Genomic DNA, 10,105 nt, shown 5'->3' on the forward strand with positions numbered 1-10,105 from the left:
GTACGACATCAATCTTGCCGCCGACAAGCGGCAGGCGACGCCCGCGCAGCTGGCCGCTTTGGAGAAGGCGACTCATGAGCGCCAGCTGCGCGCGGCAGAGCGCCACGGCGTGGATCGCGCCGAGTTCGAGCAGGTCGGGGATCTGGGTCCGGGATGGACCGACATCACCACGCCCGAGGCGGGCGACATCCAAGGAGTTACGACCATGAACAACCGCATCCGTCTGGCCTCTATCGACGACAGCGTTCCCGATCGCGAGGTCTACATCGGTTGGGACCGCGGCTTGGGAACTTACTTCGCTCAGGTCTACGACGGCGTCGATTCGGTCGGCGAGGACATCATGAGCCTCGATCTCGGCAACGAGCCCGGCGAGCTGCCCACCCCGGACGAGGCGATCGAGGCGGTTCGGGCCTACGCGCAGATCCCCGAAGACCTGTCTTCGGCTCTTACCGAGCAACGCGAAGCGCCTGGGGCACTGGAGCGTTCGCCGTTCGCGGCGCTGGACATCGCCGATGAGCCGGTGTGGGGCGGCTGGGACGGATTCAGCCGATGAGCCGCCGTCGAAGCGTCCGGCCGCCCGTGCCGGAACAGCAGCAATCGCAGCAGGAACCGCCGACGCGGACTGTGTTCGTGCCGATCACGCAGATGCCGCATCTGGCCGAAGCCGCCAGAAAGTCAGGGCACACCGCGCGTGTGCTTCGCGTCCAAATCCCGGAGCAGCACGTCAAGACTCCAAATCGGCGGGTTGGTCAGTGGCTCAGTTCCGGAGAGCCGCTGAAACCAGTTCCGCAGCAATACCTCTCGGAAGCCGAGATCACCGAAATCGAGCGTGAGCCGATCGCCGCGCCATGGGAAGGAGGGTTCACCCGATGAGCATCTTCACTCGCAAGAAGGATCTTGAGATCGCGCGTCTGCGTGCGGAGCTCACCGCAATGAGCCGTCAGGTCGATGACTTGCTCGATCGCGAGTCGATGCATGTCTACGACGCGGATATGGAGCGGTTGGCGACAGCGGCGGCGATGGAGCGTTTCGGTACGAAACGAGCCCGGCGTGGGTCGGCGGCGAGTCCTCGCCGCACCGCAACGCCGACGGCGGGGCCGAGGCGTCCTGATCTGAAGGTGTTGGCGGGCAACGTCACTGAGCTGACGATCACGGCCCCGCACATCGACCACGGCGTCTGGGAGGGGTTCTCGCGATGAGCATTCCAGACCCTCAAAACCTGATCAGTCTGCGTGCCGCTGCGCGGCTCATCGGCTTTTCCGGACCGACGATTCGCCGATGGATCGGTGAGAACAGGCTCACTGAGTACCGCGTGGGTGAGCACTCGATCCGCGTCGATCGCAATGAGGTGCTGTCGCTGATCGTCCGAGTTGGTGGCCCGGATGCGTCGTGCCGCTGTGAAGCAGGGCAGGGAGCAGGCCGATGAGCACGCGCATGGGGCCTCGGGATATGTGGGCGATCCAGTGGGTGGCGGAGATGCGTGGCGTTCCGATGTCGGTGCTGGCGGCGCTGCTGGGTACCAGCGAGCCCAACGCCTACCGGGTGGTCAGGCGTTGGCGTGAGGCTGGACTGGTCGCTCAGGAGGTGATGCGCCCGGTGCCGGGGTCGCAGTGGGTAGTGCCGACCGCGACAGTGGCGACGTCATTGCTCGGATTCCACTGCGACACATGGATTCCGGGGCCGAAGGACGCCAGCCATCTGATGTTGACCGCACGAGTGCGGCTGGCGCTGGCGGGCAACGAGCCTGGCGTCCAGGACACCTGGATCAGTGAGCGGGTGCTGCGTCGCAGCTCGGCGTACCGGCCGGTGGTGTTTGGCGGTGAGCGTCCGCACCTGCATGACGGGCACTGGACCGATGACCTCGGACGTTTGCACGCGATCGAGGTGGAGCTGACCCGCAAGGGTTCCGCCGACCTGCACAAGACCGTGGTGGCCGCGTACACGGCGGCGAAAACCGCTGACGCGCATGACCTCATCTACTACTGCTCGACCACCGAGGTCACCGCGCGTGTGCAGGCAGCAGCCCAAGCCACGCTGCGGATCTCGACCAAGGACACCCAATTCTCGGTCCGGTCACTGGACGGGCTGCTCAATCCCAAACCCAATGAGGACGAGGACACCGCGCCTGGTCTTTCCGCTGCTGGAGGTGCGGCATGAACGACTTCAACTACTTGCAGAGCCCGCCGCCGGATTGCCTGGCGATCGATTTCCGGAAGGAATGCGCGGTGCCGTCCACGGCGACCGTGCAGGTACCCGTGCACGAGCAGGCCCCGGCCGATGGTCATGTCGTTCCGGATATCACTCCGCACGCTCCGCCGATTCCGGGCGCGCACACCGGCCCGCTCGCGCATCTGGACGGGCTGCATCTGCCCGATTTCAGCTCCGATGGCGTGCTGGACGCGTTGAGTGTGGCCGGGGTACTGGGCGGTTCGGTCGCGGCGGTTACCGCGGGCGCACTGGCGGCATCGTGGTTGTGGACCTGGACGCCGATCCGGTTGCGCAACATGATGTTCGGTGCGTGCGCGTTGCCGGGTGCGTCGTTGTTCATCGATGGATGGTCCGGGCCGCGTGATGACATCACCCAGGCGATCGCGGAGATCACCGCCGGTATGCCGGTGCAGGGTGCGGCGACGGCGGCGATCGCGACGGTTCCGGCCGGGTGGGCGGCAGCGTCATATCTGCTGGCCCGTCACACCGATCAGCGCGAAACACGCGGGTTCAAGTCCCCGGCTCGCACCGAGCGGGCGATGTGGGCGCGGCGGCGCCGGGAGATGGCAGCGGCCACGCGCATGTCGGCGACAGCGCTTCCGCTGGTGTCGGGTTCGGCGTCTCCTCAGCCGGTGATCGGTCGGGCGGCGAGCGTGTCATCCACGACCCCGGCCCGCTCGGTCGCCGGTCGTATGAGCGGGCGTTACGAGTCGCTGTTCACCGTGACGTGGTTGGCGATGCGTGAGCATTTCGTCGGCGTCGGCAACCCCGGCTCCGGCAAGACCACGTTCTTGAACCGGTCGGTGATCGCGTTCTGGGCGACTGCGTGGCGGCGGCATCGGCAGTGGTGGCGCGCGGATCGGCCGGGCCGTCCGCTGACGCTCATCTTCGATATCAAGGGCGCCAAGGATGCCCGCCGCAACGCTGCGATCATCCGCGAAGCCGCGCAGCAGCTGGGCATTCCGCGAGAGCGGATCGTGACCTGGCCCGACGAGGTCAAACTGTCGCTGTTCGACTGCGGCGATGCCGAGCCCGAGGACATCGCGCGTCTGCTGACCACTCGGATCGAGGGTCTGATCGGTGCGGGCATGACCACCGACAGCATGGACGCGGCCGAAGCCTACTACCTCCAAATGCGCAAAGCCGTCCTGCACTTGGTGATCGACGCCCCGAATCCGGCTGAGAAGAAAGAGGCCGGGGAAGATCCACCGACCAACTTCTTCGAGTACCTGGACCGCATGGACCCGAAGGTGCTGGTGCGGCGCTGGGCCGGATATCCCGACGAGCTGGCAGCAATCACTGCGGTGACCTCGAACGAGAAGAACCCGATCCTCGCGTCCGAGCGCACAGCGATGGCGAATCTGGCCCGTGAGCTGGGCGAAGCGTTCGACGGGTCGGCCCAGTTGACCGACTACGACGTTGTGTACTGCTGCCTGGAAGGCATCACCAGCCCACTTCTGGCACAGGCGCAGTTCGGTGCCCTGGTGGCGATGCTGACCATGCTCGCGGGCACCGACCACGGCCGCTGCATCCAGTTGTTCGTGGACGAATTCGCCCAGGTGTGTGGCGATTCCGGCGCGGCCCGGATCGTGGAACTGCTCCGCTCGGCCGGTATCGGCTCCGGGTGGTTCTCCCAGTCCTGGATGGGGTTGGGCGCGAACGAGGATCAGCGTCACCGCCTGGTCGACTCCTGCTCCGGTGGCATCTTCGCGATGCGCTCGAACTCCGCAGGTCAGCTGGCCGAGAAGATGGGCACCCGCCGCAAGTCCGCGATCAGCCGAAAGATCGTCGGCGGCGGCAAATTGGGCGACGAGGGCAACGTGCAGCCCGAGGATTCCTTCCTCGCCAGCCCGGCCGTGATGGCCGATTTCGGCCCCGGCGACATCGTGCACGTCCGTGGCGGCGTCGCCCGGTTCGGCCACATCTCCGTACTCGACACCTCAGCCATACGCCCGCTTCCGGGTCTGGCTGCTTCCACTCCTTCCCCGGCCGTGCAGACGGCTGCTCTCCCGAAAGGCGCATGACCATGAGCATCGACCCGAACGAGAACCGCAACGACGAGTGGGTGCTGGCCGCCTACGACGCCGAACTCGACAACGACAAAGGCATCGCCGAGGCCATCGCCTCGATGCCGGCACCGCTCATCCCGAACGGTGGCCGCGCCGAGGTGTGGGTGAAACCCACTGTCGAGCACGCGAATTCACTGCGTGACCGAGCACGGATCTGGGCGCCGGGCATCGTCGGCACCGGCACGGTCGGTTTCCTGCTGCTCGGCCCGGTCGACGTGCCGCTGACCGGTCCTCTGATCGCCTACGGGATCGGGTGGGCCGGGTTCGGCTGGTGGACCGCCGCCGGTCGCCCCGGCCCGGGCGATTCGGTCGTGCTGCTCGGTCGCGCAATCGCTACCGGCGCGCGCTGGATCGCGATCGCCGCCGTCGCGGTCTACAGCCACATCGGCAAGGGCGCGCACGCCATCACCACACCGATGCGCCGCACCGCCGAAGCGGGCTGACCGCTCCCCCTGATTCCCCACGAGTTCGCCGATTTTCACCGATTGCAGGAGAGAAAACCCTATGAACCGCAACGATATTCGCCCCGCCGCTGTCGGCATCGCCGCTGGTGCAGCTGTATTCGCCGGACTGATCGCCTGGGTCGAGATCGACCCCTGGCGCGACGTGACCGAGCGGATCGCCCGTCACCGTCTGTCTCCGGCCGAACGCGCTGAACTCGAACGGATCGAGATCGAACGCGACGAACGGAACCGCGAGTACTCGGCCGCCAAGCAGGACCGGGAGACTCAGCGACTCCAGGTGCTGGCCGGATTCAGCCCGCAGCTGCTGAAGACGCCGAACTCGGTCACCTCGCTGCAGGAGCTGTCGGTGGATGACCTGGTGGCCGAAATCGAGCACGCCGAGGAATCCCGCTACCAGTACCCGATCAGCGGTGACGGGTCCTGGTTCCGGCATTGCGAAGCGTTGGAGCAGGAATTCAGGGACCGACGCGACAACTGGAAGCTCCCGCGCGTCGAGCAGTTGCGCCTGGACATCGCCGCCGACCGCGTCCGCGCCGCCCGCACGCGGCCGGTCGTGATCCAAACGCCGCCGGTGACTGCGGATCTCGGCGAGTTCCCTCCGTTCTCGGGCGAATACCCGGAGTTCACCGGACCCGACCCGAAGGACTCGGTCTACGGCTGCGACACCGAGATCGGGGGTGAGCGGTGATGTTGCTGTTCCCGAAATACGCCGATACGGCATCGCGTGACCCCGACATGGCCGACATCGATCCGGCCGACCTTGATCCCGACGACCGGGAGATGTTCGAGGAGTCGGGTCTGGACATCGATCAGTGGATCGATCCGTCCGCCCTCGGCGGTTTCATCCGCGACCTGCGTGCCCAGGGCGCGCCATGGGAAGACTGCGCCGCCTTCGTCAACCCGTTCGTCGCCGTGACTCCGGTCCCGGTGTTCGTGGCCCGCTGCTGGGCCATCGAGGAAGCGATCCGCAGTCGCCGCAGTCTCCGCCAGATCCGGCGGGCCATCGAAAAGGGAGGAATCCAGTAATGGCTGACAACGAGGTAGACCAGATCACCCGCGAGATGCGGACTTTGGGCCAGGCCGCGACCGTCGCGATCGGTGCCTGGCGTCGCCAGAACCCCGGCAAAACCAAGGTCCCGCGCAAGGTCCGCAAGGAGGCGATGCGGGAGCTGCGGGAGGCGATGCGCGCTCACGAACTGCTGCTCGCCAGCGAGCGGCGGTTCCAGCGCGCGGCGGTCGAGCAGATGATCACCAACCACAGGGCGTTGAGCTTGGATCTGCACCGGTCGGCTCCAGGTACTCCGGAGCAGTACGCGCGGGCTCAGTGGGCTCATGCCCAGCAGCGTCACAACTTGGCCGAGCAGATCCACGCGGCCGGGTATCTGACCCGTGAGGAGCGCGGCCAGGCGGTGATGGCGCTGGTGTCGGCGCATTACGCCGATAACCCGAACGTCAAGCAGCGGCCGGTGTGGGGGCCGAAGCCCTACGGCATGACGGCGCTGAAAGCACGGTTGGCCGAGCGGGTTTCGCGGGTCCAGGAAGGACTGGAGCAGCGTCGCGAGAACCGTTCGGCACGTAAGGCACCGCAGCGGCCGGCCGCGCCGACCGTCACGGGCCTGCATCAGTACTGGTCGAATCCGATGCCGCCGCAGGATCAGGCCGCGAACGCGCGGATCGCCGCGCTGGAGCAGCAGCTGCGGAACCTCGCCGCGGAGCGTGACTTGGAGCGGGATCAGTTGCAGGTCAAGCTCACCCAGCTCGGTGAGAAGGTCCTCGATGCCCGCCAGCAGCACAAGTCGGTCGCCGACCAGCTCGCCCAGCGCGGCCAGGAGCTGACCGACGCGCACACCGAACTGACTCGGGTACGCGATGAGCGAGACGCGGCGGTACGCAAGATCGCCGAGAACACTCCGCCCCAGCAGCGCTATGGCAGCCCGGAACGCCAGGCCCAGCAAGCTCGCCCGACGCCGCAGCCCGCCCCGAAAACCCCGGTGGCTCCCGTGCCGGGGCAGATGTCGGGTGAACGCCCGGCGAGCGAGGTAATCGCGTCGGCCCCGACAGCGCCCGAGGCTCCGGCCGAGGCGGCGCAGGCTCCGAACACGCTGGAAGCCCCGGAGGGCCCGAACGCGCCGGAGGCTCCGGCCGGGGAGCGCAAGCATGTCTCGCAGCAGGTTCGCGAGGCGATGCAGCGCAAGCAGGCCGGGCCGACCGCGCCGCAGGTCAACGAGGCGCTCGATGGGCTGAACAAGGCGATGGAGGACGTGCCGTCGATGGCGCAGGCGTCGCGGGATCTGGTGGGCGCAGCCTCGGCCGCTCGCCAGGCAGCGACGCAGCGGTTCAACGGTTCCCGCAAGGTCACCGGTCCGGGTGCGCCGGAAATCCCGCTACCGCCGGAGCCGCCGACCGGCCTGGAGCCGCCGGAGTTCAGCCGATGAGCGCGGCGAACGGCGATCGGGTCGAGGCACCGCCGATACCCAGCATCGGCCACACCGAGGCCGAGGAGCTGCTGAGTCGGATGGATCATGCGACGCCGCTGGAGATGGACCGATTGGAGCAGTGGACACAATGGCAGGGATTCGAGCGATGAGCGCGGTGCAGCAGGCGCGTTTGCGGGCGCTGAAGTCCTCGCGCTGGTGCGCGCGAGGGCTCGTGATCGGCGCGTTCGTACTCAGTTCGGTGGCACTGGGCAAGCTGGCGGCTGACGCGCATATCCCGGTGTACCTGGCCTGGATTTGGCCGCTGTGTGTCGATGGTGCGATCTACCAGGCGACCTCGGCAGTGATGGCGTTGGGAGGCAGGAAAGAACCCGAGGCTCTCGCTGCTCGCCGCTGGTTCCAGCGAGTGATCGGCGGCGGTGTGCTGGTCAGCGTGGCGGCGAACGTGTTGCACGCGTGGACGCTGCTCGGTCATCCGCTGACCTGGTGGCAGATCGCCGCGATCGCGGTCGTCCCGCCGATCCTGCTGATGATCGCCACTCACGGCGTGACGATCCTCGCGGGCCTGGATGTTGTCGACGGGATCGGCGATGCCCTGGACGAGCTTGCCGAGTCCGCCGACCAGGTCGACAACGCGCCAGAGCCGCACCGGGTCATCGTTGAACGCGTCGAGCGTGAGCCGGTCGCCGAGGCGGAGCAGCCGCGGGCGATCGAGCAGCAGCCCGCACCGGAATTGCCCGCCGCCCACGAACGGCAGGCGGCGGCGGATCTGGAGCCGGTCACGGCCGCGTACCCGGCCCGGAAGTCGGTTACGACGCAACGAGATCCGGCGCGAGTGATTCGGGCCAAGGAACTCGCCGCTGCGGGCGAGCCGGTGGATGTGATCGCCGAGCAGCTCGAAGTTTCGACTCGGACGGTTCGCCGATACCTGCAAGTCGAGATCACCGAGACCACCGAGACACGGCCGCAGTTGTTCGCGGTTGAGAACCGCGATCGGGGGTTGGAGGTGGTCAACGGATGACGTGCCGGGTGGTTCGGGGCGAGCGTACGGGCGGTCTCTCCCGCGTCAAGGGCGCCGATGGCGTCGCTACGCGATTGACACCCTTTGACCCGCGAGCCTCCAACCACCCTTCAGCAGCCCCTTGAGGGGCAGGCAGCGAGCCTGCCCCGCTATCCCCTTCCCCACTTCGTACCAACGCTTTTGGAGGACACCGAAATGACTGTTTCTGACCTGGACCTGATCAACGCCGACCTGATGGGCAGCGGCGTACGCAACGCCTTCGGCAAGAACGTGAATCCCGGTGACCAGCTCACCGGCGAGATCGTGGCCGTGGAGCGCCGTCACCGCACCGACAACGACGGACGCCCGCTGTACTGGGTAGACCGCAAACCGTCGCCGATCGAGGCCGGCCGCGCGGTCATGGACAACGTGCTGATCGTGCAGACCGACGCCGAAGAAGATGACGATGACGACGGACAGCGCTCGCTGCGCCTTGACCGTGACGTGAAAACCGCGCTGGTGGCCATCCTGCAGGAGGCCGGAGTCAAGGGCGTGGCCCTGGGCGGTCGCATCGAAGGATTCATGTACGTCGGACCAGCTGCAAAAGGCAGCGGTCGCATCTACGACGGAGGCACCTACACCCCGCCCGCTGACTGACCGCCAGCCCGAACACCACGCCCTCGGCCCATCACGGGTCGGGGGCTTTTTCGTGCTCAGAAACTCGTGTACGTGTGACGTGTCATCCCCTATAGCCCGCTCTTTGCCCGTTCCCTCTCGAAGCGAAGCCGGTCGACGGCGTGGCTGGGTCAAGGGTGGCCGCCAGGCCATCGCCGCAGGCGACGCGAAGCGCCCTTGAGGCAGTCGTGCCGACGACCCACAATGTGGACGCTGAGGGGCGGGCCCCTGCTCTTTCGGTGCTCGTTGGATCGGCGGTGGCGCCGCGGTTCATCCGACCAAGATCAGTGCAGGTCGGCGGTTTGGTTGTTCGGCGTGTTGATGATGAAACGCTCGGCGTGTTGTCATGAATAGAATTCATGCTTTTTGTACGGCGTCAACGCCGCAAATACACCCCCTGAGCTGGGTTTTCGTGGTGTGTCCCTCCCACCCACCACCTTGGAGATCAAATACACACTGCGTGCGCATTTGATCTCCAAGGTGGTGGGTGGGAGGGACAGTTGGGTGGGTGGTGGGGGGGTGTATTTGAAGAGAAAGAGAGAAAAGAAAAAAGATTGTGTTGGTTGCGTTGGGTGGGTATCGGTGCGTTTCGTGGTTGGTTGCGTTGGTAGACGTTTCCGGCGCGCTTCGCTGCCGCTTCTAGTGGCTGATTCGTGTGCGTGAGCTGCGGTCTAGAGAGTTCGCGAGTTGGTAGCTGGGCTGGTGGTGTGACGCGGTGCGCCGTGCGTGGATGGGTCCGTGAGCTGGCGCTCACGCCTACGTTTCACGCGGTCCGTTGTGGTGGGGCTCCACTCCGTTTGGCCTGATCTGGGGCTATCACACGACCATCGGGCATCAAGGGCGCCTGACGGCGTCGGCTACGCCGATGGCGCAAGCGCCACCCTTGACACCCGACGCTCGCGTGATCGGAGACGCCCCAGGCCAAACGGAGAGGAACCCCACCACAACGAAACCCGCGCTCCACTGCGGAACAGCCTCGCGACCTTCGGCCGCGCACGGTGGCGCCGCCCCCGGACCCCCGCTCTCGGCGAGGCCAGGCCTGCACAGAGAGGGGTGGGTGCCTCGGCTACGGACAGTAGGTCTACCGCGGCTTCACACCACGGACAGGTGGACAGCGGACAGCGGTCGGACACCCGGCCATCGGTGGACAGCCCGGTCACCACGGACAGGTGGACAGCGGACAGCGGTCGGACACCCGGCCATCGGTGGACAGCCCGGTCACCACGGACAGGTGGACAGCGGACAGCGGTCGGA

12 protein-coding genes are annotated in these 10,105 nt (G+C 66.8%); all 12 read left to right on the top strand.

Going from position 1 to position 10,105, the window contains the following annotated elements; all coding sequences use genetic code 11:
- On the top strand, positions 1-553 hold a 553-nt coding region (locus tag ACZ60G_RS41580; protein WP_465817563.1), incomplete at its 5' end, for a hypothetical protein.
- 26 nt (positions 554-579) lie between these two features.
- A complete protein-coding gene (locus tag ACZ60G_RS41585) occupies positions 580-873 on the top strand; it encodes a hypothetical protein (RefSeq protein ID WP_465817565.1) in 294 nt (97 codons plus the stop codon).
- Positions 870-1,199, top strand: coding sequence for a hypothetical protein (locus tag ACZ60G_RS41590; protein WP_465817567.1), 330 nt, complete (start codon positions 870-872; stop codon positions 1,197-1,199). Before ACZ60G_RS41585 ends, ACZ60G_RS41590 begins: the two co-directional genes overlap by 4 nt.
- 223 nt (positions 1,200-1,422) lie before the next feature.
- Entirely contained in the window at positions 1,423-2,157 is a 735-nt protein-coding gene (locus ACZ60G_RS41595) for a helix-turn-helix domain-containing protein (RefSeq protein ID WP_465817569.1), read from the top strand.
- Positions 2,154-4,232 (top strand): type IV secretory system conjugative DNA transfer family protein, encoded by a 2,079-nt coding sequence (locus ACZ60G_RS41600; protein WP_465817571.1) that lies wholly within the window; start codon positions 2,154-2,156, stop codon positions 4,230-4,232. Before ACZ60G_RS41595 ends, ACZ60G_RS41600 begins: the two co-directional genes overlap by 4 nt.
- Before the next feature lie 2 nt (positions 4,233-4,234).
- Entirely contained in the window at positions 4,235-4,720 is a 486-nt protein-coding gene (locus ACZ60G_RS41605) for a hypothetical protein (protein ID WP_465817572.1), read from the top strand.
- A gap of 61 nt (positions 4,721-4,781) precedes the next feature.
- Positions 4,782-5,429, top strand: a complete 648-nt coding sequence (locus ACZ60G_RS41610; RefSeq protein ID WP_465817574.1) for a hypothetical protein — start codon at positions 4,782-4,784, stop codon at positions 5,427-5,429.
- Between the two features lie 47 nt (positions 5,430-5,476).
- Positions 5,477-5,767, top strand: a complete 291-nt coding sequence (locus ACZ60G_RS41615; protein ID WP_465817575.1) for a hypothetical protein — start codon at positions 5,477-5,479, stop codon at positions 5,765-5,767.
- Positions 5,767-7,176, top strand: coding sequence for a hypothetical protein (locus ACZ60G_RS41620; protein WP_465817577.1), 1,410 nt, complete (start codon positions 5,767-5,769; stop codon positions 7,174-7,176). The genes ACZ60G_RS41615 and ACZ60G_RS41620 overlap by 1 nt, the downstream gene beginning before the upstream one ends.
- Complete coding sequence (locus ACZ60G_RS41625) at positions 7,173-7,328, top strand: hypothetical protein (protein ID WP_465817578.1); 156 nt, start codon at positions 7,173-7,175, stop codon at positions 7,326-7,328. The genes ACZ60G_RS41620 and ACZ60G_RS41625 overlap by 4 nt, the downstream gene beginning before the upstream one ends.
- The gene (locus ACZ60G_RS41630) at positions 7,325-8,197 is read left to right on the top strand and encodes a DUF2637 domain-containing protein (protein ID WP_465817580.1); all 873 of its coding nucleotides are present in this window, start codon (positions 7,325-7,327) and stop codon (positions 8,195-8,197) included. The genes ACZ60G_RS41625 and ACZ60G_RS41630 overlap by 4 nt, the downstream gene beginning before the upstream one ends.
- A 195-nt stretch (positions 8,198-8,392) precedes the next feature.
- Positions 8,393-8,833, top strand: coding sequence for a hypothetical protein (locus ACZ60G_RS41635; RefSeq protein WP_465817582.1), 441 nt, complete (start codon positions 8,393-8,395; stop codon positions 8,831-8,833).
- The last annotated feature ends 1,272 nt before the right edge of the window (positions 8,834-10,105 follow it).

The organism is Nocardia sp. NPDC102475 (genome assembly GCF_055584605.1).

Coding starts and splice junctions, on each gene's coding strand:
- ACZ60G_RS41625 (WP_465817578.1), top strand. CDS start 7,173: ATGAGCGCGGCGAACGGCGATCGGGTCGAGGCACCGCCGATACCCAGC.
- ACZ60G_RS41615 (WP_465817575.1), top strand. CDS start 5,477: ATGGCCGACATCGATCCGGCCGACCTTGATCCCGACGACCGGGAGATG.
- ACZ60G_RS41635 (WP_465817582.1), top strand. CDS start 8,393: ATGACTGTTTCTGACCTGGACCTGATCAACGCCGACCTGATGGGCAGC.
- ACZ60G_RS41620 (WP_465817577.1), top strand. CDS start 5,767: ATGGCTGACAACGAGGTAGACCAGATCACCCGCGAGATGCGGACTTTG.
- ACZ60G_RS41610 (WP_465817574.1), top strand. CDS start 4,782: ATGAACCGCAACGATATTCGCCCCGCCGCTGTCGGCATCGCCGCTGGT.
- ACZ60G_RS41630 (WP_465817580.1), top strand. CDS start 7,325: ATGAGCGCGGTGCAGCAGGCGCGTTTGCGGGCGCTGAAGTCCTCGCGC.
- ACZ60G_RS41595 (WP_465817569.1), top strand. CDS start 1,423: ATGAGCACGCGCATGGGGCCTCGGGATATGTGGGCGATCCAGTGGGTG.
- ACZ60G_RS41590 (WP_465817567.1), top strand. CDS start 870: ATGAGCATCTTCACTCGCAAGAAGGATCTTGAGATCGCGCGTCTGCGT.
- ACZ60G_RS41605 (WP_465817572.1), top strand. CDS start 4,235: ATGAGCATCGACCCGAACGAGAACCGCAACGACGAGTGGGTGCTGGCC.
- ACZ60G_RS41600 (WP_465817571.1), top strand. CDS start 2,154: ATGAACGACTTCAACTACTTGCAGAGCCCGCCGCCGGATTGCCTGGCG.